Source organism: Haloferax namakaokahaiae (genome assembly GCF_042663225.1).
GTDB classification, from domain to species: Archaea; Halobacteriota; Halobacteria; order Halobacteriales; family Haloferacaceae; genus Haloferax; species Haloferax namakaokahaiae.
The window spans coordinates 898,319-921,675 of sequence record NZ_JBHTAA010000005.1; the positions used below are offsets into that span (position 1 = coordinate 898,319).

28 protein-coding genes are annotated in these 23,357 nt (G+C 63.7%); 11 read left to right on the plus strand and 17 right to left on the minus strand.

Annotated features, from left to right (window positions below; genetic code table 11):
• From ACFQJC_RS12160 to ACFQJC_RS12175, 4 genes are all read left to right on the plus strand, one after another.
• A complete protein-coding gene (locus ACFQJC_RS12160) occupies positions 1 to 762 on the plus strand; it encodes a cytochrome b family protein (RefSeq protein WP_390223829.1) in 762 nt (253 codons plus the stop codon).
• Between the two features lie 40 nt (positions 763 to 802).
• A complete protein-coding gene (locus tag ACFQJC_RS12165; protein ID WP_390223831.1) occupies positions 803 to 1,189 on the plus strand; it encodes a DUF7315 family membrane protein in 387 nt (128 codons plus the stop codon).
• Entirely contained in the window at positions 1,182 to 1,460 is a 279-nt protein-coding gene (locus ACFQJC_RS12170; RefSeq protein ID WP_390223833.1) for a DUF7314 family protein, read from the plus strand. Before ACFQJC_RS12165 ends, ACFQJC_RS12170 begins: the two co-directional genes overlap by 8 nt.
• Positions 1,461 to 1,570: 110 nt before the next feature.
• A complete protein-coding gene (locus tag ACFQJC_RS12175; protein WP_390223835.1) occupies positions 1,571 to 2,011 on the plus strand; it encodes a DUF7313 family protein in 441 nt (146 codons plus the stop codon).
• 100 nt (positions 2,012 to 2,111) lie between these two features.
• Here the strand turns inward: ACFQJC_RS12175 and ACFQJC_RS12180 are convergent, their stop codons facing one another.
• Positions 2,112 to 2,807 carry an NAD(+)/NADH kinase gene (locus ACFQJC_RS12180; protein ID WP_390223837.1) on the minus strand — a complete coding sequence of 232 codons (696 nt, stop codon included), beginning with the start codon at positions 2,805 to 2,807 and terminating at the stop codon, positions 2,112 to 2,114.
• Between the two features lie 244 nt (positions 2,808 to 3,051).
• Between ACFQJC_RS12180 and ACFQJC_RS12185 the strand changes: the two genes are divergently transcribed.
• Together ACFQJC_RS12185 and ACFQJC_RS12190 are read left to right on the plus strand one after the other, a co-directional pair.
• Positions 3,052 to 3,537 (plus strand): Lrp/AsnC family transcriptional regulator, encoded by a 486-nt coding sequence (locus tag ACFQJC_RS12185; protein ID WP_390223839.1) that lies wholly within the window; start codon positions 3,052 to 3,054, stop codon positions 3,535 to 3,537.
• A 122-nt stretch (positions 3,538 to 3,659) separates the two neighbouring features.
• Positions 3,660 to 3,911, plus strand: a complete 252-nt coding sequence (locus ACFQJC_RS12190; protein WP_390223841.1) for a HalOD1 output domain-containing protein — start codon at positions 3,660 to 3,662, stop codon at positions 3,909 to 3,911.
• A 181-nt stretch (positions 3,912 to 4,092) separates the two neighbouring features.
• On the opposite strand, the gene ACFQJC_RS12195 is transcribed toward ACFQJC_RS12190, so the two are convergent.
• Positions 4,093 to 5,400 (minus strand): M28 family peptidase, encoded by a 1,308-nt coding sequence (locus ACFQJC_RS12195; protein ID WP_390223843.1) that lies wholly within the window; start codon positions 5,398 to 5,400, stop codon positions 4,093 to 4,095.
• 138 nt (positions 5,401 to 5,538) lie between these two features.
• Between ACFQJC_RS12195 and ACFQJC_RS12200 the strand changes: the two genes are divergently transcribed.
• A complete protein-coding gene (locus tag ACFQJC_RS12200; protein ID WP_390223845.1) occupies positions 5,539 to 6,705 on the plus strand; it encodes a thiolase domain-containing protein in 1,167 nt (388 codons plus the stop codon).
• Positions 6,705 to 7,085 carry a Zn-ribbon domain-containing OB-fold protein gene (locus ACFQJC_RS12205; protein ID WP_390223847.1) on the plus strand — a complete coding sequence of 127 codons (381 nt, stop codon included), beginning with the start codon at positions 6,705 to 6,707 and terminating at the stop codon, positions 7,083 to 7,085. The genes ACFQJC_RS12200 and ACFQJC_RS12205 overlap by 1 nt, the downstream gene beginning before the upstream one ends.
• Here the strand turns inward: ACFQJC_RS12205 and ACFQJC_RS12210 are convergent.
• The 8 genes from ACFQJC_RS12210 to ACFQJC_RS12245 all read right to left on the minus strand — a co-directional run bounded on the left by ACFQJC_RS12210 (position 7,082) and on the right by ACFQJC_RS12245 (position 13,334).
• Positions 7,082 to 7,279 (minus strand): hypothetical protein, encoded by a 198-nt coding sequence (locus tag ACFQJC_RS12210; RefSeq protein ID WP_390223849.1) that lies wholly within the window; start codon positions 7,277 to 7,279, stop codon positions 7,082 to 7,084. The genes ACFQJC_RS12205 and ACFQJC_RS12210 overlap by 4 nt on opposite strands.
• Before the next feature lie 20 nt (positions 7,280 to 7,299).
• Positions 7,300 to 8,226 (minus strand): alpha/beta fold hydrolase, encoded by a 927-nt coding sequence (locus tag ACFQJC_RS12215; RefSeq protein ID WP_390223851.1) that lies wholly within the window; start codon positions 8,224 to 8,226, stop codon positions 7,300 to 7,302.
• Between the two features lie 63 nt (positions 8,227 to 8,289).
• On the minus strand, positions 8,290 to 9,417 hold the full coding sequence (gene meaB / locus ACFQJC_RS12220) for a methylmalonyl Co-A mutase-associated GTPase MeaB (protein ID WP_390223853.1): 1,128 nt from the start codon (positions 9,415 to 9,417) through the stop codon (positions 8,290 to 8,292).
• Between the two features lie 2 nt (positions 9,418 to 9,419).
• Entirely contained in the window at positions 9,420 to 9,839 is a 420-nt protein-coding gene (locus ACFQJC_RS12225) for a cobalamin B12-binding domain-containing protein (RefSeq protein ID WP_390223855.1), read from the minus strand.
• Positions 9,840 to 9,907: 68 nt separating this feature from the next.
• The gene (locus ACFQJC_RS12230) at positions 9,908 to 10,357 is read right to left on the minus strand and encodes an RDD family protein (protein ID WP_390223857.1); all 450 of its coding nucleotides are present in this window, start codon (positions 10,355 to 10,357) and stop codon (positions 9,908 to 9,910) included.
• A 127-nt stretch (positions 10,358 to 10,484) separates the two neighbouring features.
• Positions 10,485 to 12,287: a S9 family peptidase gene (locus ACFQJC_RS12235; protein WP_390223859.1), complete on the minus strand. Its 1,803-nt coding sequence runs from the start codon at positions 12,285 to 12,287 to the stop codon at positions 10,485 to 10,487.
• A gap of 40 nt (positions 12,288 to 12,327) precedes the next feature.
• A complete protein-coding gene (locus ACFQJC_RS12240) occupies positions 12,328 to 13,050 on the minus strand; it encodes a hypothetical protein (protein WP_390223861.1) in 723 nt (240 codons plus the stop codon).
• A 26-nt stretch (positions 13,051 to 13,076) separates the two neighbouring features.
• On the minus strand, positions 13,077 to 13,334 hold the full coding sequence (locus ACFQJC_RS12245; protein ID WP_390223863.1) for an MTH865 family protein: 258 nt from the start codon (positions 13,332 to 13,334) through the stop codon (positions 13,077 to 13,079).
• A gap of 184 nt (positions 13,335 to 13,518) precedes the next feature.
• On the opposite strand from ACFQJC_RS12245, the gene ACFQJC_RS12250 reads away from it, so the two are divergent.
• Positions 13,519 to 14,565 carry a M42 family metallopeptidase gene (locus ACFQJC_RS12250; RefSeq protein WP_390223865.1) on the plus strand — a complete coding sequence of 349 codons (1,047 nt, stop codon included), beginning with the start codon at positions 13,519 to 13,521 and terminating at the stop codon, positions 14,563 to 14,565.
• A 114-nt stretch (positions 14,566 to 14,679) separates the two neighbouring features.
• Positions 14,680 to 15,303: a halocyanin domain-containing protein gene (locus ACFQJC_RS12255; protein WP_390223867.1), complete on the plus strand. Its 624-nt coding sequence runs from the start codon at positions 14,680 to 14,682 to the stop codon at positions 15,301 to 15,303.
• Positions 15,304 to 15,384: 81 nt separating this feature from the next.
• Here the strand turns inward: ACFQJC_RS12255 and ACFQJC_RS12260 are convergent, their stop codons facing one another.
• From ACFQJC_RS12260 to ACFQJC_RS12290, 7 genes are all read right to left on the minus strand, one after another.
• Complete coding sequence (locus ACFQJC_RS12260) at positions 15,385 to 16,443, minus strand: glycosyltransferase (RefSeq protein WP_390223869.1); 1,059 nt, start codon at positions 16,441 to 16,443, stop codon at positions 15,385 to 15,387.
• Between the two features lie 107 nt (positions 16,444 to 16,550).
• A complete protein-coding gene (locus ACFQJC_RS12265; RefSeq protein ID WP_390223871.1) occupies positions 16,551 to 17,183 on the minus strand; it encodes a DUF420 domain-containing protein in 633 nt (210 codons plus the stop codon).
• A gap of 211 nt (positions 17,184 to 17,394) precedes the next feature.
• Complete coding sequence (locus tag ACFQJC_RS12270) at positions 17,395 to 18,441, minus strand: NAD(P)-dependent glycerol-1-phosphate dehydrogenase (protein ID WP_390223873.1); 1,047 nt, start codon at positions 18,439 to 18,441, stop codon at positions 17,395 to 17,397.
• A gap of 127 nt (positions 18,442 to 18,568) precedes the next feature.
• Positions 18,569 to 19,255: a LysE family translocator gene (locus ACFQJC_RS12275; protein ID WP_390223875.1), complete on the minus strand. Its 687-nt coding sequence runs from the start codon at positions 19,253 to 19,255 to the stop codon at positions 18,569 to 18,571.
• A gap of 48 nt (positions 19,256 to 19,303) precedes the next feature.
• Entirely contained in the window at positions 19,304 to 19,999 is a 696-nt protein-coding gene (locus ACFQJC_RS12280) for a TMEM165/GDT1 family protein (protein ID WP_390223877.1), read from the minus strand.
• Positions 19,999 to 20,703 carry a metal-dependent transcriptional regulator gene (locus ACFQJC_RS12285; protein WP_390223879.1) on the minus strand — a complete coding sequence of 235 codons (705 nt, stop codon included), beginning with the start codon at positions 20,701 to 20,703 and terminating at the stop codon, positions 19,999 to 20,001. The genes ACFQJC_RS12280 and ACFQJC_RS12285 overlap by 1 nt, the downstream gene beginning before the upstream one ends.
• A 79-nt stretch (positions 20,704 to 20,782) precedes the next feature.
• Positions 20,783 to 21,949: a threonine synthase gene (locus ACFQJC_RS12290; RefSeq protein ID WP_390223881.1), complete on the minus strand. Its 1,167-nt coding sequence runs from the start codon at positions 21,947 to 21,949 to the stop codon at positions 20,783 to 20,785.
• A 120-nt stretch (positions 21,950 to 22,069) separates the two neighbouring features.
• Between ACFQJC_RS12290 and ACFQJC_RS12295 the strand changes: the two genes are divergently transcribed.
• Positions 22,070 to 23,347, plus strand: coding sequence for an NAD(P)/FAD-dependent oxidoreductase (locus ACFQJC_RS12295; protein WP_390223883.1), 1,278 nt, complete (start codon positions 22,070 to 22,072; stop codon positions 23,345 to 23,347).
• Positions 23,348 to 23,357 lie beyond the last annotated feature (10 nt).

A 23,357-nucleotide genomic window follows, 5' to 3' on the forward strand; every position in this document is an offset into this window, starting at 1 on the left:
ATGAGCGACAACCAAGACAACCAAGAAATCCGCACCGACGGCACGGGCATCGTCGCGCCCGACAACGAGACGCCGACGTGGAGTGAGCGGAAGGCCCGCAAGACGGGACTCTCTCGGCTCACCTACGAGTACTTCGAGCGTGCTCGCCGCGAAGACCAAGACCTCCGGACGGAGTCCGACTACGTCGAGCGCGACGTGCTCGCGTTCCCGACGTGGCCCCACGAGACCGTCCGCAACCTCTCGATTGCGTCGTTCTTCGTCGGGATGATTCTGTTCCTCTCGGCGACGATGCCGCCGCACATCGGCGCGCCCGCGAACCCATCGAGTACGCCGGCGATTATCCTGCCCGACTGGTACCTCTACTGGTCGTTCGGACTCCTCAAGCTCAACCCGCTGAACCCCGAACTCGCCATCCTCGGCGGCCAGAAGATCATGGCAGACCGGACGTACGGTGTGCTCGCCAACGGCGTCGTCGTCGGCTTCATCGCCATGGTGCCCTTCCTCAACAAGGGTTCCGCGCGGCGGCCAGTCGAAGAGCCGTTCTGGGCCGCAGTCGGTGTCTTCGGCATCGTCTTCGCAATCACCATCTCGCTCCTGGCAGTCAAGAACCTCATGCCGATGAACGTCGATCTGCTGTTCGACCTGACGTTCCTGCTGCCGGTCGTCTTCGGGACGGTCACCTACGCCGTGCTCAAGACGATGAAAGAGGGCTACATGTACAACCTCAACCGCCGCTACTACCGGCTTCGTCCGCCGAAGTAGAGCGGAACTCCTACCACGACTCATTTCTTAGGGACTCACGATGACAGATAGCGACGCAACCGACTCGACCGCCGACGCGGAGGTGCGGTCATCTCGTCGCGGCCGCCGCGACATCGTCGTTCCCATGCGGTTGTACAAGACCGTCACGGTGTTTTCGACGCTCATCGCCGTCACCAGCGTCGTCCTCGGCTTCGTGTTCTTGGACGCGGCGACGCTCCAAGTGAGCGCCCTCCGGGCGGTGATTATCGGCGTCCTCGGCTTCGTCGGTCTCACCGTCGCCGACGGCGTCCTCAGTACCGTCCTCGCAATCGTCGGACTTGGTGTGATTGCGTTCGGTTCGGTCGTCTACACGATTGGTACTCGATTCCGCGCCCACGGAATGGGAAAGTCTCAAGAGGACTCCGGCGAAGATTCGAACAATGGCTGACGAATTCATCAAAGGACTGGGCATCCTGACCGGCTCGGGTCTCGCGTGGATGGTCCTCGCGGGATGGTACCGAACGAGCAGTTTCGAGAGTACGAAACAACTCATCGAACCGCTTCACTCGGAGCCCGGTGGACTGTTCGACCTCCTCGCGGTCACGATGATGGACGTGTTCCTCTGGTTCGCTATCATCGGCGCGCTCACCTTCTGGGTGCTCATCCCGACCGGTCGCCAACTCAAGGGCGCGCTCGACGACCGACGGAACGCGCAGTAACTCGCCCACTCACGTCTTCTGTTTCTCCACGCTCCGAGAGCAATCAGTCATCGCGGCAATCGCGCGTTAGATTGGAAAAACTCTAATGAGTATCCCACCGAGGTGCCTGTATGCAACCGCTACAGTTCCTCGTCCCGCTCGACCAACTGGCGGCGGTCGAACCGGCCATCCCGTTCGTCGCACTCGTTCTGGTGCTGGCAAACATGCTGACGCGCTTCCTTGCCCACCGGAGCCACGTGAACCAGGCGAACGACGGAGCAGACGAACTCTCGCGGTATCTGCCGCACACGCTCACGTCGGGCGCGCTCGTCGTGACGTCGTTCCTGTTCTTGCTCCTCGAACCCCACGGTGGCATGGTTCTGACCGTCCTCGTCGTCGGGATGTTCGTCACGGACTTCTTCGAGTTCGAAGCGCGCGAAGTCGAAGCCCGTAACGACCGACCGCTCGACCAGCCGAAAGGTGCGCTGACGGCATCCGTCGTCGTGCTCATGTACGCCGCCTACCAGAGCCTCTTCTTCCTCGTCGCAGGCGTCTGGAACGCCATCATCTGACGGCGAATCGAACGCACCCGCGGCGTTCGGTTGCGGGACTTATTTTCACTCCACGGAGCGCCAGCGCTGGCCGGCACAGCACGTGAGTCGAGGACGACGCTCAGTCGAGAAGGAGCGAGACCGACTGGTCGAATTCGACGACGACAGGTTCGTACGGAGCGACCTCGGCCGCGATATCGGCATCGAGGACGAGCGACACGGGTGACTCCTCGCGTTCGACACGAAGTCGAAGCGGCGGTTGCAGCACCCACGAGTCGGTCTGGGTCGCGTACGGTGAGACCGGGACGACTGCGAGACCCGCACCGGGACCGACGATAGTGCCCCCGGCGGCGCGCGCGTAGCCAGAACTTCCGAGCGGCGTCGCCGCGACGACGCCGTCGGCGCGGAACGTGTCGAGCGAGTGCCACCCGTCGTTCGAAGAAGTCACCGCGCGGGCGTCGGCGACGCTGTACGCCGAGATGTGCGCCGGTTCGCTGGTCACGAGCATCACGTCAAAGAGCGCACGGCCGACGTGTTCGTCACCCACGCGTACCGAGAGAACGGGGTGTTCGACAGGGGCCAATTCGTCGGCGACAATCGCCTCGATAACGCCCTGCAGGTCGTTCCGGGCGACCGACCACGGTGCATCGCACGCGACGGGCACGAGCGGCGTGTCGCTCTCTACGTCGAGCGCGGCCGCGCGCAGTGCGTCTTCGCCGACGGCGACGAGAACGTCGCCATCGTCGTCCGTGGTCGTCCCACCGGCAGTGCGAATCGTCGCCTCGACCGACGCATCGCCGACGACTGTGAAGTTCATCGCCGGCGCTCGCCTCCGGTTCGACCCGTTGACATCGAGCGAGGGTACGCCGTCGCCGATAAAAGAGGCGGCGATTCCATCTGTCTCGCTAAAGCACGGTTCGACACGAACCGTGTGGCTCGAGCGTAGCCTGTGCTGACAGTCCCCAAGACGAGAGTTCCGTTCGAGACCGAACGTACGGGAATGTGATAGCACGCAGAAATGTATGAAAAGGTTTTGCCGACTCCGAGCCTCTAACTGGTGAATGGCAGTATTCGAAGTAGACCCAGTCGACTTTGGTATTCTATTTTTATTGCAACACAACGCCCGCGATGTGACGACCAAAGAGATGGGCGAACAGGTCGGTGTCGCGTCGAGCACGGTCGCAACCCGAATTCGGAATCTGGAGACAAACGGCGTCATCAGAGGCTACGTGCCGACCATTGATTACGAAAAAGTGGGGTTCGACCACGTGTATCTCGTCATCGGCACTGGGCCAGAGCGCCACGAGACGCGGAACAGTTTCTTCGAAGAGATACTGGATATTGACGGTGTCGTGAGCCTCAGAGAGTTGGCTGCCGACGAAGAGAATTTCTCGATTGAACTAGTCGGTCGAACCCGCGAGCAGTTATTCGAACGGCTGGAAGAGTTGAACGAACGCGGGCTGAAAGTGACGCGTATCGAGATGATAAAACGCGAGCACCACCAGCCATTCAATCATTTTGGCCAGCACCTCGTCCGTGATGACTAACGTGGATGTCCACAATTCGAGAAATCGGCAAAAATTTGTTTCTTGTGCAATCAGGGAAGAGATATGCGATAATTATTCAATTCTCGACACCTTATTACTCTCTCAGGCCGTTCACGTCATCGATGACGCTGGCACAGAACGAGACCAGTTCGATCGTTCAACGAATCCTTGAGACGGTTGCGGACAAAGAGGGTGTTTCGGTGATGGACCTCGAACAGCCCCTCTACGAAGTCATCGACCCAGAGGCACTTGCTGTGCTGTCCCATCCGAAGTATGCTTCTTCGAATGTACGGATATCATTCACCTATTATGGGTATGAGATAGACGTAGACCGTACCGGCGGGCTTCGAGTTCAGACGAAGTCGGGTGGATAACGACACAGAGTGATCTCGGTGTCACCGGTGGGACCGACAGCCTACGCCCCCCTCGTCGAATCGCCGACCACGATTTTTGCACTCTACCGATGCGAGAACGGGGAAGTGGCGTGTTTCGTTCGAAGAAGATACGCGAAGAGTTCCGAGAGACGGTTATGCGCTCACTGTGGGTCTCGTCACCTCAGAACGGCCAATCCCCGGTGACCTTCATCCCGGCGGCTTTGTCCTCGGCTTCGAGGGCCGCCGCGATGTCGGCGGGGTCGGCGTGCGGCACGTCGTGCTCCGATTTGGCGACTTCGACGACGAGTTCCGTGAGGAAGATAGCCTGTTCGCGCAGCGTGCGCGACTCGAGTTTGTCGATGGTGTCGGCGTGGGTGTGACCCCAGCCACGCCCCCGGTCGTCGCTGACGCTGCCAATCATGTAGGCGGGCACGCCGTGGACGACGAACGGCCAGTGGTCGCTGTGAGGCAAGTGTTCGGGCAAGAGGGAGATTGGGATGTCGAAGCGGTCGGAGACGGTTTCGACGATATCGTCGAGCGCGTCGAAGCCGCTGGTGTGGAACTGGAGCGTCCGCCCGCCGACCACGCCGTCGTTGTTGACGATGGCTTTGACGTTCGCGCGGCCGTCGCCGAGACGCGAGGCCTCGTACGCGGAGCCGACGAGCCCGACTTCCTCGGCACCGAAGCAGACGAATCGGACGCGGTTTTCGAGTTCGTCCTCGCGGGCGGCGAGCGCGCGGGCGAGTTCGACGACCATCGCCGTGCCCGCGCCGTTGTCCATCGCGCCCTCGGCGATGTCGTGGGCGTCGAGGTGGCTCGTGACCAGTACTTCCTCGTCGGTGTCGGGTCCGAGTTCGGCGTGGACGTTGCCGCTCTCGGCCATCGGCGTCTCACACATTACTTCGACGGTGACTTCGCTGCCTTCGAAACGTCGGCCGAGTCGCGCGCCGACCTCGCTGCTCACGCCGACGGCGGGGATGTCGCCGACGGGAGCTTCTTCGGTGCCGACGCTCCCCGTGGGTGGGAGTTGGCCGGGGACGTGGTTGGCGAAGATGAAGGCTTCCGCGCCCGCCTGTACTGCGTAATAGTACTTCTCGCGGCGGTGGATGAAGCGGTCGTAGTGGTCGGGGACGGTCGAAGAGACGACGACGACCTTACCCGAGAGGTCGCGGTCGAAGTCCTCCGGCAGGCCGTAGCCGAGGTCAACGAGTTCGCCCGTCGCCGTCTCGCTGGGGCTTCGGGGAAGTGCGATGCACTCTTGGGTCGTGTCCTCTGCGAGAATGGCGCTGTCGCCGCGTTCCCAGCCTTGAATCTCGAACGTGTCGATGCGGGCGTTGCGCGCGCCGACGGCGTCGAGTGCGTCGCGTGTGGCTTCCATGGCCTCGCGCTCGCCGGGCGACCCGGCCATCCGATTGCCGATATCGACCAGCGTTTCGAGGTGGGTCCAGCCGACGTCGCTCGTGAAGGTCTCACCGATCCAGTCTGTCATACCGAATCGTCGCCCGAGGCGGAGGTAATGGTTGCGATGCAAGTGGTCTGAACCGATAGCCGTCAACGAGGTGAGGTGTAACTCGGGTGCCAAAATGGTCCGGCAGGTTCAAGAAGCATCTGTAACGTACTTTCATTCATGACCGACGTTCGAATCGCCGGGGTCGGACTGACCAAGTTCGGTAGTTACCCCGAGCGAACTGGCCGCGACCTGTTCGCGGAGGCGGCCCTCGCCGCGCGGGAGGAGGCCGGCATCTCCCGCGACGACTACGAGGAGCTTCACTACGGCAACTTCATGGGTGAACTCGCAGAGGGGCAGGGTCACCAAGCGCCGATAATGGCCGAGGCGGCGGGGGTGGAGTGTCCAGCGACGCGATACGAGCAAGCCTGCGCCTCCGCGGGCGTCGCGTTCCGCCAGGCCGTCCAGACGATTCGCGCCGGCGGCGCGGATGTCGTCCTCGCGGGCGGCATGGAGCGGATGAACAACCTCGATACGCCGAACGTCACGCAGTCGCTCGCCATCGCGGCCGACGAACTGTTCGAAGTGCGCGCCGGCGTCACCTTCCCCGGCGCGTACGCGCTCATGGCCCGAGCCTACTTCGACGAGTACGGCGGCGACAACGAAGACCTCGCCAACATCGCCGTGAAGAACCACGCCAACGCGATGACGAACGAGTACGCGCAGTTCCACCGCGAAATCAGCGTCCAGGACGCCCTCGAAAGCCCCGTCGTCGCCGACCCGCTCACCCTCTACGACGCCTGTCCCATCACCGACGGTGCGAGCGCCATCGTCCTCGTCAGCGGCGACTACGCCGACGAGCACGGCATCGACGCCCCAATCGCCGTCACCGGGTCTGGACAGGGGACGGACAAAGCGGCCCTCCAAGACCGGGAGCACATCGCCCGCACGCCCGCGGCGACGAAAGCGGCCGAGCAGGCCTACGCGGACGCCGGCATCTCCCCCGGAGACGTGGACGTGGCCGAAGTCCACGACTGCTTTACCATCGCCGAAGTGATGGCACTGGAATCGCTGGGCTTCTACGAACCCGGCGAGGGAATCGGCGCGGCCGCCCGCGGCGAGACGACCCGCGACGGCGACCGACCCATCAACCTCTCGGGCGGCCTGAAGGCGAAGGGCCACCCCGTCGGCGCGACGGGCACCGCCCAAATCGTCGAGATGACGAAGCTCCTGCGCGGCGACCACGCGAACAGCGACGCCCTCTCGGACCCGCGAGTCGGCTTGACCCACAACGCGGGTGGCACGGTTGCAAGCGCAGTCGTTCACGTCCTGGAGGTGATGAACTGATGGCAGACGCAGCATACGACGATTGGCTCGCCGCGATTGGCGACGGCGACGGCTACTATCTCGCCTGCCCCGACGGTCACGGGTCGTTGCCGCCGCGACGGTCGTGTCCGCACTGTGGGGCGGCCGAGTTGACCGAGGAGCCGCTCCCGGCGACGGGCGAACTCGTCACCTTCTCGGAGGTGCACGTCCCGGCACCGCGCTTCGCCGACGACGCGCCCTACGTGACCGCGATTGCCTCGTTCGGACCGGTTCGACTGACCGGCATCGTCCGCGGTGTCGAGTCGGCAGACGTCCAACTCGGCATGAAAGTCGTCCCTGACGTGGGCGAGTCGGTGACGACGGGCGAGACCATGCTCGTCTTCCGACCCGCAGACGCCTAATCTGACGCCGGGTTTTTCGTTTCAGATTCTTCCGTTTCAGACTCGTCCGTCTCAGCGTCGTCTTCGACGAGGTGCTCGAACACCGGACGGTTGCGCACGACTCCACCGAGGACGACCACCCAAAATCCCACCGCGACGAGCGCGATAGTTCCGTAGAGCGCGAGCGAAACCGCGTCGAACACCCCACCAACCATCAGCACTCCGCCGACCATGCTTACTGGAGCGCGTCTCGGACCGTCTCCACGAACGCGGCCGGGAACTCGACGTGCGGGAGCAACATCGCGTCGTCGAAGACGACGAGCGTGCAGTCCGCCCGCTCTGCGAGGTCACGACCGTCCGCGAGCGGCGTGATGTCGCTCTCGCGGCCCCAGATGAGCGTGGTCGGAACGTCGAGTGCGGACAGTTTCTCACCGAGGTCGAAATCGGCGTTGAGATAGCCAGAGACGAACGATGCCGGTGCGAATCGTGCACCGGGTTGGTGGGCCGTCAGCCACTCGTACTCCTGCCACTCGTCGCCCGCCTTCGACGGGTCGTAGTAGCCGTGGTCGGCGTTGAAGTAGCGAATCGACGGGTGCGAGGCGATGACGTTGAACACCGCTTCGCCGACGACGGGCGCGCGGATGAGTTCGCGGAGCCACTCGGTCGGGTCCGGACCGCCGCGGGCAGTCGGACAGACGAAGACGAATTTCGAGACCGATACGTCGTCGCGCTCGGCGGCGGCGACGGCGTAGGACGAGGTGAGCGACGAGGCGAGTACCGCGGGCTCGTCGTACTGCGAGAGGAAGTCGCCGACGAACTCCTGATAGAGCACCGCCGAGTAGTAGAGCGCCGGGCGGTCAGTGAGACCGAATCCGGGCAAATCGGGAGCGATGACGTGGTAGTCTTCGGCGAGGTCGTCGAACACCGCGCGGAACTCGCCCGAGGACCCCGCGGCGTTGATGCCGTGGAGGAGGACGAGCGTCGGGTCGGTCTCGTCGCCCGCCTCGACGTAGGCGACGTCCATCCCGCGCCAACGGAACGTCCCGACCGACCCCGAAAGTGGCGGGTCGAGCGGGCCAGCGCGCTTCGAGAGGGCCGCGTTCGCCGCGATAGTGAGTCCGATGCCGGCGGTAGCCGCACTGATGGCTCGTCGGAAATTCATGTCATTGAGATGGACGGCCGTGACCTTAATTCGCCCGCCGGAGAAGGATTCGTGACGAGGGGTTCAGTCGCCGTCGTCGCCGAGGCACTCGCGCAGCGGTGCGAGTATCTCTTCGGTGACGGCGTAAGGGTCCGTCTCCCGGGCGGCAATCGATTCGGCGAAGGAGTCGATGCCACCTTGCGATTCGAGTTCTGCTTCGAGCAACGCGCCAACGTCGCCTTGGAGTAACTGCCGAACCTCTTCGGCCGCGCGCTGTTTGGCCTTCTCGTCGAGTTCGCCCGTCCGCTGGAGGTAGGCGTAGTGCTCGTCGAGCGTCTCGACGAACGTGTCGATGCCCTCGCCGGTCGTCGCAATCGTCTCGACCACTTCGGGCATCCACGACTCGGAAGCGGCGTCTCCGTGGCCATCCGCGTTGCCATCGACGTCGTCGCCGCCCGCCTCGTCGCTCGCAGTGCCGTTCGTCGCCTCGGACTCGTCCATCCCGTGGTGGCTCATCGCTTCGGCCCCGTGATGGCCCATATCGAGGTTCGTCCGCGGGTCGTCGCGGAGGTGAATCATCTCTTTGAGTTCGGCGACCGTGCGCGAGGCACCGCTCATGTCGGCTTTGTTCACGACGAACAAGTCGCCGATTTCGAGGATGCCGGCTTTGAGCATCTGCACGTCGTCGCCGCTGCCGGGTTGGACGAGCACGACGACCGTATCGGCGGTCTTGACGATATCGACCTCGTTCTGGCCGGCACCGACCGTCTCGATGATGATACGGTCTTTGCCGAACGCGTCGAGGGCTTTCACGGCGTCGGCGGTGGCAGTCGAGAGACCGCCGAGTTGCCCGCGGGCGCTCATCGACCGGAAGAACACGTCCATGTCGCCGATGTTCGACGCCATGCGAATTCGGTCGCCGAGGACGGCCCCGCCGGTGAAGGGCGACGAGGGGTCTACGGCGATGACGCCGACCGTCTCGCCGCGGTCACGGTAGAACTTCGCCAGTTTGTCCACGAGCGTGGATTTGCCCGCGCCGGGACTGCCGGTGATACCGACGACTGACGCGCCGCCGGTGTGGCCGTAGAGTTCGGAGACGATGTCTCGATACCCCGGTGCGCGCGATTCGATTTTCGTGATGACGCGCGCGAGTGCTCGGTGTTCGCCGTCGAGGAGTCGCTCGACGAGGTCGGTTTCCGCGGCCTGACTCATCGTCACGCCCGTTCGGGTGCGTTGTCCTTCACGAACTGGATGGTCTCTTGCATCGGCGTGCCGGGACCGAAGATGGCATCGACGCCCGCCTCGGTGAGTTTCTCGCGGTCTTCGTCGGGGACGATGCCACCGACGATGACGAGCGTGTCGTCGAGTGCACCGTACTCTTCGAGTCCGGCGAGCACTTTCGGAACGAGCGTGTTGTGCGCGCCGGAAAGAATGGAGATTCCCAGCACGTCAACGTCCTCTTGGACCGTCGCTTGGACGATTTCGTCCGGTGCTCGGTGCAGTCCGGAGTAGATGACTTCGAATCCTGCATCGCGGAAGGCGCGGGAGATGACGTGCGCACCGCGGTCGTGGCCGTCGAGTCCCACCTTGGCGATGAGACACCGGATAGTACGTTGTTCAGAGTCGGCGCTCATGCTCGGTGCTTCGATGTCACCCGGTTTGACTCTAACGGAAAATGAGGTAGAATTCTGTTGGCTCGGATTCAGTTCTGCTCGCGGACGACGACCGTACCGGCGAGTCGGTCACCAATGCGCTGGCGTTTGTCGCTGATAGCCATCACGACGAAGCCGACGAGGTAGTAGAACAGTCCGTCGATGATTCGCAGGAGGTTTCGCATGAACGACGACATGAGGTCACACGGTGACCCGTCTTCCTTCACCACTTTGATTCCGACGAGGCGTTTGCCGACGGTCTGGCCGTTCCAGTACCCTTCGAGTAAGAAGAAGTAGCCGACGAACGTCGCAAACGACGCGATAAACCCGAGAAAAGTTATGATGCCGCCGTCTCCCACGGAACCGCCGATGAAGCCAAAAACGATGAACACGCCGAAGCCGAGGATACTCCCCACGACGGTATCCACGATTTGTGCGATGATTCGTGCGCCGAGAACGTCGGTGTCGTCCCGCTCAGGCCGCTGGGCGTACCCTTCCATATGTAATTATAACAGGAATAACAGATGTCATAAATGTTGCTCCTCAGTTTTGCTTCTGATAACGAACAGCGTGTGAAAGCAAGATGTTCTCGAACAATTCCACGGACTACTCGACGCTGTCTATCGGTTAGACGTGTTCGTCCAAGAACTCGGCAATCTCCGAGTACGCCGTGATACGGTTCTCCAACTTCGAGAAGCCGTGGCCTTCGTCCTCGAAGATGCGCTCTCGAACTTCGACGTGGTCGCGCGCCTGCTCGACGAGTTGGTGTGCCTCGCTGACGGGCACGCGCGGGTCGTTCTCGCCGTGGAGGACGAACAGGGGTGCGCGAATCTTGTCGATGTTGTTGAGCGGCGAGATGGATTCGAGGAACTCTCGGTCCTCTTCGAGCGACCCGTACTCGGCCTCTCTGAGTTCGCGCCGCCAGTCGCCCGTGTTTTCGAGGAACGTGACGAAACTCGCAATGCCGACGATATCGACGCCCGCGGCCCACAGGTCGGGATACTCCGTCATCGACGCGAGCACCATGAATCCACCGTAGGACCCACCCATTGCGACGAGTTTGTCCGGGTCTACCGCGGGGTGTTCGTGGAGCCACTCCACTGCGGCCTCGATGTCGGCGACCGAGTCCATCCGCTTTTCGACGTCGTCGAGGTGGCCGTAGGCCTTGCCGTAGCCGGCGGACCCGCGGACGTTCGGTTCGAAGTAGGCGTACCCGCGCGAGAGGAAGTACTGCTTGACCGACGAGAACGAGGGGCGGCGCTGTGCCTCGGGACCGCCGTGGATGTCCACGATGACGGGCGTCTCGCCGGGTGGCGAGTCCTCGGGGAGCGTGAAGAACGCCGGAATCTCCCGGCCGTCGAACGTCGGGTAGTGGATGAGTTCGGGCGCGACGAACGTGTCCTCGGGAATCCCCGCCGTCGCGGCGTGCGTCCAACGCGTCGCCTCGCCGCTCGTCAGGTCCACGACGTAGACGTTGGCGGTGTTCGCGCTCGCGGTGACGGTGACGGCCGCGCGGTTGCCGTCGGGCGAGAACGAGACGCCGCCGGAGACGCCCTTCGGGATGTCCGGTTCGGGGAAGGCGTCGATTCGGTCCGGCGCGGTGAGTTCCCCGAAGGTGAGTTCGGTGTAGCCTTCGACGTTCCGCGAGTAGACGATACGCCGGGATTCGTGGTCGATGCTGACGCCTTCGACTTCGGAGTCGCCGCCGGATTCGACGAGCGAGAACGCCCCCGTTTCGAGGTCACAGCGGACGAGTTCGAGCGTGTCGCTCTCCCTATCTGAGACCATGTAAATGTGCTCGCCGTCCGGTCCCCACGACGGACTCTGGTAGCGAACCGTCCCCTCGTGCGGCGTGACGTGCGAGAGTTCGCGGGTGTCGAGGTCGAGTACGTACACGTCCTGGTCGAAGTTCGAGTACGCCTCTTGGACGATGAGTTTCGAGTCGTCCGGCGACCAGCCACCGAGCGTGAGCCAGCCGTCGCCTTCGTGGACGAGTTCGGCATCCTCGCCCGTCTCGTCGCGTCTCTGGACGTACACGTCGAAGACGGCGTTGTCGCGGCGGTTCGAGGTGAAGGCGAATCGCTCGCCGTCGTGACTCCAGCCACCCCAGCGGTGTTTCGCGTCGGGCGTCGCCGTCAGGTTCGTGATGACGCCCGTGTCGGGGTCGAGTCGAAAGAGTTGGGCGCGCTCGTTGCCGCCTTCGTCCATCCCGAAGACGAGTTCCGGATGCTCGGGCGACCACGAGGCGAAGGTGACGCGCTCGTCGTAGAAGGTCCGTTGTTCGGGCCACACACCGGGACCGTCGAGCGTCCAGACCTGCGGGACGCCCGTAGTGTCCATGAGAAACGAGATTCGCTCGCCGTCGGGGGCGAACGACGCGCCGTAGGCGCTTCTGATGTGAAGATAGCGCTCGATATCGTAAGCTCGCATTGCCACTGATTGGTCGGAGACGGGGAAATCCATTTGGGTGTCAGAAGTCCGAGAGGCGCGTCTCGGTTCGCTCGGCCCAGCCGCGCATTTCGGCGTATGCCTCGGGGTTGATAGGGACGCCCTCGGTGTTCAACAACCGGTTGGGGAACTGTTCGAACGCGATGCCGATGAGTTGGTACTCCAGTTCTTCGAGATAGGGATACGTGTCGGGATACGGGCCTTCGGTGCCGACTTCCCACGGTTCGACCCAGAAGTAGACCGGCTCGTCGAGGCGCGGTGGGTCGGTCGAGTCGAACAGTTCGGTGACCCAGCGGTCGTACTTCTTCGCCCCCTCCTCGTCGAACACCGCCGCCGAGAGGTCGCCGAAGTGGTAGTACCGGCCATACCCCCAGCGAGCGAGTTTGCCGTCGTTCGTCTCGACGTTCTTCAGGTTACTGTTCAGCGTCGTCCCCGACGCGCCGAACTTGCCGCACTTGCCGATGTATCGAGGGACGACCCCCTCGCCGTCGAGCGTGTACATCATGTAGACCAGCCCTTCGTAAGTCTGTCCGCGGCGTTCGTGGTCGGTGGCGACTCGGGTTCCGGCAGTGCGGAGCGCACGCTCCATTCGTTCGCCTCGGTGGAGAACTCGTCGCCCCGAACGCCCGTATTCGATGGTCTCGACGGTGCCGTCGCTCGCCGTCTCGAACAGCGGAATCGGGTCCGCGGTGTCGATGAATCTATCGACCCACCGCGACCACAGGACGTGCTTTGTGTCGGCCACGAAAGAGCGGTGTTCGGAAGCCGTCTCTAGATCATGTCTTCTTTTTTCAGGCCTTCCATGATGTCGTCAACGAGGCTCTCGACGTCCTCGTACGGGAAGTCCTGGTGCTTGCCGAGTTTTGCGGCGAGTTCCATCGCGGTGATGGTCACGTCGTCCGCCTTGAACTTCGTGCCCGGACCGTTCGGGAGCGCGGGGACGAGCGACATCTGGTTCTTCACGGGGAAACTCGCGTTTGAGAACGCCTCGGTGAACTGCTCGCGGAGTTGAGATTCAACGTCTGACATACCATGTACGATACCAGTAACGTGGAAAAATATTCCGGAACAACCAACAACGTGAGGTTAGTTCTAACATGCGCCGCGACGGTGTCTTGTTGTGTCTCGTCGAGCCGTTCGCGGAGGTACAACCGAACCAGCGAGTCCGCCCGAGATTAGAGGACTTATCAGCACCCCCGCGTCATGAACATTCATGGACTTCGATTTCGAACGTCTCAAAACACTCACCGAGATGAGTGGCGTCCCCGGCTACGAAGACCGAATTCGCGCACTCGTCCGCGAGGAACTCGAAGCATCGACAGACAGCGTCCGCGTGGACGCGATGGGGAACGTCGTCGGCACTATCGAAGGCGACGCGGACTACGAAGTCGCCGTCGCCGCCCACATGGACGAAATCGGCTTCATGGTCCGCCACGTCAGCGACGAGGGCTTCCTCCAGCTCGACGCGCTCGGTGGCTGGGACCCGAGCGTCCTGAAGGCACAGCGCGTCACGGTCCACACAGAAGACGAGGATTTCACTGGCGTCATCGGTTCCGTCCCGCCGCACACGCTCACCGAAGAACAGCGCAAGAAGGAGATGAAAGTCGAAGACGTCCACGTGGACCTCGGACTCGACGCCGAGACGGTCGAAGAGACCGTCTCCGTCGGCGACCTCGTGACGATGGAACAGACCACCGTCGAGATGGGTGACCACGTCACGGGCAAGGCACTCGACGACCGCGTCTGTCTCTTCGCCATGCTCGAAGCCGCATCGCGCATCGATAACCCCGACGTGACGATTCACTTCGCCGCGACCGTTCAGGAAGAAGTCGGTCTCCGCGGTGCGCAGGCGCTCGGCGTGGACCTCGACCCCGACCTCGCACTCGGCCTCGACACCACCGTCGCCAACGACGTGCCCGGCTTCAAGCCCGCAGATTACGTCACTCAACTCGGTGAGGGCGCGGGTATCAAGCTCAAGGATTCCAGTGCCATCGCCAACCCGAAGGTCCACCGTCGCCTCCGCGAGGTGGCCGAGGAGAACGACATCGCCTACCAGATGGAACTCCTCCCCGCGGGCGGCACCGACACCGGCGGCTTCCAGAACACCTACGGCGCGAAGCCGGTCGGCGCGATTTCGATGCCGACGCGCTACCTCCACACGGTGACCGAGAGCGTCCACAAAGACGACGTTGACGCCTACATCGACCTCTTGACGGCATTCTTGACCAGCGAGACGGGCGAATTCGACTACACACTGTAAGGACTGGAACCTCGATTTTCGATTTCTCGACACCGTTCGAGCCGACTGACTGTCACTCTTCGCTGGCAGACGCGAACCAAAGTATTCACTACACGCCCACACTAAGCGCCGGACATGACCGACGGCAACGTGGATATGTCTCGGCGGGCGTTCCTCGGGGCGGCCGCTGGCGGTGCAGCGGTTGCCGCCGCTTCCGGTACGGCCGCGGCACAGACCGTAGAACCCGACTTTGGCGGCCATCTCGACGGCGTCGATGGTGGCTATGAGGACCTTCGCGGACAGAGTGAAGTGACCATCCAAGTCGGCGCAGAAGGCAACGGCGGCGCGCTCGCGTTCGCCCCCGCAGGCGTGTGGATCGACCCCGGTACGACCGTGACGTGGGAGTGGACCGGTGAGGGCGGCGGCCACAACGTCGTCGCCAGCGAGGGTGCCTCGCTCGACTCTGGTTCGCCAGTCGCCGAAGCCGGTAGCACCTACGAGTACACCTTCGAAGAGGGTGACGCGGGTATCACCAAGTACCACTGCGCGCCGCACGAAGCACTCGGTATGCTCGGTGCAGTCGCAGTCGGCGAAGACGTGCCGACCGTCGAGACCGGTGGCGGCGGTGGCTCTGACGTCCCGCAGGTCCCCGGCAGCGCCAAGTCGCTGGGCATCGCAACCTCGTTCGCGCTGGTTGCGACGCTCGGTCTCGCCTACTTCTTCATGAAGTACGGCGGCGACTACGAAATCGACGAGTAACTACTCGTCTTCTCTCTCGTTCTCACCGCGTGAGCGGCGGCGCTCGCGTTGGTAATCTCGTGTTGGAACCGTCCGAATGGATTAGAAGAAACCGTAGTCGTCGATTTCGGCGGTGTAGATGCCCTCGTACTCGGCGATGACGTTCCGATAGTCGTAGGTCGAGAAGTCCTCGTCGATAGTCCAGTGGTCGTAGCCGCTGGCGGCGACGATTTCGTCGGCGAGTTCCTGCGGACTCGTCACGAGCACGCCGCGTTCGCGCCCCTCGACGAGTTCGTGGGCCGACGAGCGGGCCTGATACTCGACGATGCTGATACACCCGCAGGCGAGCGCCCACAGCAGGTTCGTGGCGAAGGGTTCGAACGTCGCTGTCTGGGCGAACACCTTCGCCCCTTTCAGAATCGGAACGATTTCCTGTGCCGAGAGGTCGCCGAGGAACGATACCCGGTCGTCGATTCGCAGGTCGCGGGCGGTCTGTTCGGCCGTCTGTCGTTCGGGACCGTCACCGATGACGACCGCACGCCAGTTCTTGTCCCGGAGTTCGGCGAGCGCGAGCAGGAAGCTCTCGACGTTCGCGTGTTCGTCCAAATCGCGGGCGTAGACGACGTCAGCACGTTCTTCGGCCGCCGCCTCGCGGACGAGGTCCACGTCGATTGGTTCGGGGACGACGTGTACGTCGTCGCTCTTCGTCCCGAGTTCGCGGACTTCGGTTCGAATCATCTCGCTTGGCACGAGCACCGCGTCGGGGGACTTCGCCGCGCGTCGATAGGCGCGTGCGCTCCCTCGGTCGTCTTTGCTCCACCAGTCCACGACGACGGGAACACGGAGGAACCGCGCCGCCGTCTTGACGGCGGTCACGTGCGACGGCGGGCAGTTGACGACCTGAATCACGTCGGGTTTGACCTCACGCAGTGCGAACGGCACCTTCGAGGCGAACGTCCCCGACGAGGGCGTCGTCGTCACTGCGCGATACGTGACCTCGTTGTGGTCGAACTCGTGAATCTCGCCGTCCCACCACTGCGCACAGAGGACGACGACTTCGTGACCCCGCTCGGCGAGTAACTCCGCGGTCCGTCGCGTCCGAACCGTCGCGCCCGTCTCCTCGTGGTTCTGCGTCAACATCGAGACGAGTGCGACTCGCATATTCGTCGGCACTACGTCGGGCGATAAAAATCCACGTCTTTCGCGGCCGTGTGCGGTCGAACTACCCGGTCGAACGTTCCGCAGTCAGAGACGTGAGTCGCCGTCGCTCACAGCCCAATCGTCGGTGCGACGAGCATCGCCGCCCGCGACGCGACGTACTCCCACCCGTAGATGTGGTTCAAGAAGAGATACGTGACGACGCCGAGGACGAGCGAGAGCAACCACGCCGACGCGGCGATACGGCCGACCTTTCGGTGGGGTGTCTGCGTCCGAAGCTCACGCTCGGTGTGCGTCAGGCCGAGGACGAGCGCGTAGAGCACCACCGGAACGGCCACGATGGAGAGGATGATGTGAATCGCCAGCATTCCGAGGTACGGGTAGTACGCAAAGGCCGGGCCGACGAACTCCTTGGTCCCGCCGCCGCCAATCTTCGTGAGGTACATCACGAGGAAGACGAGGATGAGGAGGAACGACGAAATCATCGCCGCGGCGTGTTTCTTCACTTGGTTGAGCCGAATCCAGCGCCACCCGAGCGCGATGACGACGACGTTGATGGTGTTGACCACCGCGATTGCATCGGAGAGGAGGTTCACCTGTTCGAGCGTCAGGTCGGGAAAGACGGTTCCGGGGACCAATCCGAGGAACGTTCCGACGACGAGCGCGTAGCCGACGACAGAGAGAACCACCGTCGTCGCCGCGGGATGTTGCTTAATCGGATTGTCGGCACTCACAGTTGCCATAGCGGGTCTTAGAAAGGACGTGTCTTGCCTCTTCGGGTTTGGGGCAGGGGTTCGATAGTGAATCGGACAGATGCGGTACTCATTGAGAGTTTGACCGCGGCGAGCGAAGTGAGCCGCGGAGGCTTTTTGGTCCAGATTTTTGCGATGAGGGTTCCCGCAGTGTCGCCGGAGGGCGACACGAGGAAACCCGAATGTGCAAAAAGGTGGGGTTCTAGAGAACGCCCGTAATCGTCGCCGCCTCGATAGCGGCCTCTTCGCTCACGCCGTTGCCGAGAATCGTGTAGCGGTCACGAATCGTGTGCGCGGTCGTGAGCGCCTCGATAACCGTCGCCTCGTCGATGCCGAGTTCCTCCGCCGTCGTCGGCGCACCCATCGTCGAGAGCGCGTCGCGGATGTTCCGCCAGTCGCCGCGCTCGCCGCTGTGGAAGTACTCGGTCATGATGGCTCCGACGCCGACTTGGTGACCGTGGAGGGCGCGGCCCGGCGCGAGTCGGTCGAGTTGGTGCGAAAAGAGGTGTTCGGCACCCGAGGCGGGCCGCGACGACCCGGCGATGGACATCGCCACCCCCGAAGAGACGAGCGCCTTCGTGACGATCCACGCCGACTCTTCGAGACCCGGTTTTATCGAATCGGCGCTCTCGACCAACAGTTCGGCGGTCATCTGGGCGAGCGCGCCCGCGTACTCGGAGTACTCGACGTTTTGCAGGCGGTGGGCGAGTTGCCAGTCCTTGACTGCCGTGTAGTTCGAGATGATGTCGGCACAGCCTGCGGTGGTGAGTTCCCACGGTGCTTCGGCGAGCAGTTCCGTGTCGGCGACGACGGCCAGCGGCGGGTCGGCAGCGACCGAGTGGCGGGTGTCGCCTTCGGGAATCGACGAGCGTCCGGAGACGATACCGTCGTGACTCGCTGCCGTGGGAACTGAGACGAATCCGCAGTTGAGGTGGTCGGAGGCCATCTTGGCGATGTCGATGGGTTTCCCGCCGCCGAGTGCGATGAGGTAGCCAGCGTCGATTTCGTTCGCGTATTCGACGACTCGTTCGACCGCCTCGAAACTCGCACGGTCGAGCGAGATGGAGTCGATGTCGCCGAACTGGTCGCGGATTCGGTCGCCCGCGATGCGTTCGGGCGACGGACTGGTCACCAATAGCGGTCGGCCGGAGAGATAGAGTTCTTCGACGGCCTCACCGAGTTGGTCGAGGACGCCGTGGCCGACGAGGACGTTCCGTGGGAGTTTGATCCACGTCGATTTGTCGAACATAGCCCAGAATGGCGCGGGACCGTTCATAGTGTTTCTCCTCTTCGGAGCGTCGTCTGACGCATTCGGTGTCCCGGCGAAGGTTGAAATAGGGAGAGGCGACGACGGATGTGTATCAGACGGGGACGAGTCAGGCGAGCACGAGCGTCTGCATCGCGTCCCACAGGAAGACGACGCCGAATCCACCGAGGACGACGGCGCTCACGCCCGCGACGACGGGCGCGAACGACTCGACGCGTTTCTCGGCCGCAACGAGCGTCGCCGGAAACCCGAGTGCCCAGAGCGCAATCCCGCCGAAGAAGCCGACGATGAGCGCCGGGCTACCGGTCTCGACCACGACGAGGTTCGCCAGCGACGACCCGAGGTACGGCGTGTGCGAGAGCACGTCAACGGTCCCCGACTTGAGCAAGCCGACACCGATGGTGAGCCAGAAGAGAATCTGGTAGGGGTTCGTCAGCGCGAGGAGGAACGCCTTCGTGAACCCGGCGCTGTCGGTGTCGGGGTCGGCCGCCTCGCGGAAGGTCGAACTCGTCTCCCGTGCCGCGCCGTAGGCGAAGTAGAGCATGAGAAGACCGCCGACACCGACCATCACCGCGCGGAGCGTAGGAAACCGTTCGACGAAGGCGACGAGTCCCAACGAAGCGAGGACGAAGAACAGGGCGTCTGCGGACATCGCGCCCAACCCGGCGCGAACGCCCGACGACCAGCCGCGGGTGACGCTCTCCTCTGCGATGACGGCGTTCATCGGTCCCGGTGGCGCGGCGAGTGCGACGCCGAAGACCGCCCCTGCGGCGAGCGACCCAGCGAGTGTAGACATCGAGTGTGAGTGAGCGGCAAATCGTGAAAAACACCGCGAAACGGGCAGTCAGATGGCGGCGACGAGCGCGTCGGAGAGCGTGCCGACGAGCGTCTCCCAGACGGAGAATCCCGTGGCGATTGCGAGTAGCGTATCGAGCGCGAAGAAGCCGAACAGCGCGGCCGCGCCGAGGTACGCCTTTCGCACGTCGAACCGGTCGGAAAACCGGTGGAAGAAGTAGGCGTTAGCGATGCTCACCGGGACGATGGCGAGCATCTCGCCCGCCCAAATCGCCGACGACGCGCCGTACTGCGCCGCGAGTCCGATGGTGACCAGTTGGGTCTTGTCGCCGAATTCGCCCGCGGCCATCATCGTGAAGATTGGGACGAATCCACCCAGTCCGTGAGTGGACAGTTCACGACCGAAGACCGTCGGTTCGGCGTCGAGAGTGGCCATTCCGCCGTCGGTTTCGGCCGCCTCGGCCGCTTCGGGCGACGGCGCAGACCGGGCTAACAGGACCGCGAAGAGCATGAATAGCCCCGCGGTGAGCGCGTCGAGCGCGACGGGCGGGAGTGCCGTCTTCAGCGCCGACCCGAAGGCGATTTCGAGCGCGGTCCACCCGGCGAACGCAGAGCCTGCGGCCGCGACCACGACTTTCGGGTCGTACCGGGTGGAGAGTCCGGCGATGATGAACTGAACTTTCTCACCGGGGAGGACGGCGAGTTGTGAGACGAAGGCGACCACGAGGATGTCGCCCCACGCCATTATGCAGGCGGCACCTCCTCGTCGGGTTCGGGCGTCTCGTCGTCGGCGTCACGGACGCGAATTCGGCGGGCGACGGACTCCGGAAGGCTCTGTTCGTTCTCGCCGCCTTCGGGGCGAACCGTCACCATACCGAAGGGCGCAACGTCGGTGACGACGATGGTCGTTCCCGGCGTGACGCCCGCTTTCGAGAGGTAGTCGAGTTCTTCCGGGTCGCGGTCGCTCACGCGGGTGACGACGAGTCTGTCGCCGACGACGTGCTCCGAGAGGAACGCCGACGACTCGGACTCCGGCGGGGTGAGGTCGGCGCTCGGAATCGGGTCGCCGTGCGGGTCAACCGTCGGGTTCCCGAGCGCGGCGGCGACGCGGCGTTCGAACTCCTCGCTGATGTGGTGTTCGAGCGCGTCGGCCTCCTCGTGGACCTCGCTCCACGAGTAATCCAGATGCTCCGTCAGGTAGGCTTCGAGCAGGCGGTGGTGTCGGAGCACTTCCAGGGCGACCGTTCGGCCCTCCTCGGTGAGTTCCGACCCCTTGTACTTCTCCCGTTCGACCAGTCCACGCTCTTCGAGTTTTCCGAGCATGCTCGTGACCGTGGGTGGCGTCTTCCCAAGGTACTCCGCGATGGCGGAGGTCGAAACCGGTGCCCCCTGCTCCATCTGAATCGTGTAGATGGCCTTGAGATAGTCCTCCATCACGTCGCTCAACATACCCCAGATTAGAGGCGTCTAAAACAAATATCTGGTGGAGGAAAACGTGGGGGCTGGCAGCAGTCTAGGGACGACTCGTTCAGACGCCCTGACCCATCAGGTGACTGCGGAGGATGTCGGCGTTCTTCGTGCCGGATTCGGTGTTGACGACGACGACAGTATCGTCCGAATCGAACTCGTCTGCGAGGTCCCAGACGGCCGCGAGCGCGACGCCACCGGCCGGACCGACTTCGATTCCTGCGGTTTGGGCGGCCTTGACCGCCGATTCGAGCGCGTCGTCGTCGTTGACTGCGGCGGCCAGCCCATCCGTTTCGTCGAGCGCGGCGAGCGCCATCGACCCGCCCGCGGGGTCGGGAATCTCCAACTCGCCGACGATGGTGTCGGGTTGGTTCCACAGTTCGTGGTCGTCGGCACCGGACTCCCACGCGGTGGAAATCGGGGCACAGCCCGCGGGTTGGGCGGCGACCAGACGGGGCGTCTCATCGACGAGACCGAGTTCTACGAGGTCACCGAATCCCTTGTGGACGCCCGCGAGGAGTTCGCCGGTGGCGACGGGGACGACGACCCAGTCGGGGACCCCCCAGTCGAGTTGCTCGGCAATCTCGTAGGCGATGGTCTTCGCGCCGTCGTGGCGGAACGGGTTGTCGAACTCCTGAAGCGTGTACCAATCGGTGGCGAGTTTGTCGTCAACTGCGGCGAGCGCGTTCGGGTAGCGACCGCCGACGACTTTCATCTGGCCGCCGTGGACGTTCACCATCGCCTTGTTCGGAAACGGCGAGCGCGAAGGGACGAAGCCGTAGGAGCGAACGTCGATGAGACCCGCGTAGGACGCGGCGGACTGTGCGCCGTTCCCGGGCGAGGCGTGCGCGACGACTTCCGCGTCAGCCTCGCGGGCGGCGGTGAGCGCGAGCGAGAACCCGCGGTCGAGGAACGTCCCGGTCGGGTTGCGGCCTTCGTCCTTGACGAGCAGTTCGACGCCCGCTTCGTCGCCGAGTTCGTCGGCCGCGACGAGCGGTGTCGCGCCTTCGTTGGCCGTCACTGGGTCCGAAAAAGGGAGCAGTTCACGATAGCGCCACATCGTGTCGAACCGTCGGCCGTCGAGCGTCTCGGCGTCCCACTCGACCGAATCGAGGTCGTAAACGGGGTCGAGGGGTGCCTCGGCATCGCTCGGCCCGGTCGTAGACGCGTCGTATTCGGTTCCGGTGTCGGTACAGACCAGCCCGGAGAACGCATCCGAGAGTTGCATACCCGGTGTTTTGAGGGGAAAAACTAAGCCCTTCCCGTTTGCCGAGTGGAGCGAAGCCGTCCCGTCGGGCGATGCGGCCGAACCCGCAGGGACTTTGGTACATCCGGCCGACAGGAGCGTATGGACGATAGCCACATCGTGGTCGCCGGCGCGGGCCTCGCAGGACTCGTGGCTGCCCGCCACCTCGCCGCCGATGGCGCGGACGTGACCGTCGTGGAGACCCGCGACGAGGTCGGCGGCCGCGTTCGAACCGAGAAGACGGACGGCTTCACGCTCGACCGCGGTTTTCAGGTGCTCTTCACCGCCTATCCGTCGGTCCGCCGCGAGTTGGACCTCGCCGCGCTGGACCTCCGAAAGTTCACCCCCGGCGCGACCATCTGCCGACCCAGTCGGCGCTCGGTGCTCTCGGACCCCCTTCGTGACCCCGGCAGTCTCTTCGACTCCCTCCGCAACCCCGAGGTGACGACGACGGACAAACTCCGGACGCTCGCGCTCCGGCAGGACGTTAGCACGCGCGACGAGGAGCGAATCTTCTCGTCGGCCGACCAGAGCATCAGGTCGCACCTCCGCGAGTGGGGCTTCACCGACGACTTCATCGAGCACTTCGTCGCGCCCTTCTACGGCGGTATCACGCTCGACCGCTCGCTCTCCACTTCGAAGCGCGTCTTCGAGTACACCTTCAAGATGCTCGGTGCGGGTTCGACCGCACTTCCGGCCGACGGGATGCAGGCGATTCCCGAGCAACTCGCCGACAGCGCCCGCGACGAGGGCGCGGAGATTCGCCTCGGCGAGCACGTCGAAGCACTCGACAGCACCGACGAGGGCGTCGTCGTCCAAACCGAAGCAGAGACCATCGAGGCCGACGCGCTCGTCGTCGCCACCGACCCGAAGGAGGCACAGCGACTGACTGGTCTCACGTCGATTCCGACCGACGCGCGCTCCTGTGTCACCCAGTACTACACCCTCCCGAAGTCGGAGGCATTGGAGACCGGCAAACGAATCATGCTCAACGCGGCGGGGACCGACCCGAACACCGTCGCCCCGCTCTCGACGGTCGCGCCGGAGTACGCCCCCGACGACGCACAACTCCTGTGTGCTACCTTCCTCGGCGACGACGCGCTCGACGAATCGGACGACGAGCTGTTCGAACAGACCCGGCGGACGCTCGAAGCGTGGTATCCCGACCGCTACGTCTCCGACCTCGAACTGCTCCACACCGACCGAATCGAGTTCGCGCAGTTCGCCCAACCGCCGGGCGTCCACGACACGCTTCCTGACACCCGCGACCCGGTCGGCCGAACCTACCTCGCCGGGGATTACACGGCGTGGTCGTCGATTCACGGCGCGATGCGCAGCGGAAAAGAAGCGGCTGACGCGGTTCGGTACGATTTGGTGTAAGTCGTCTGAA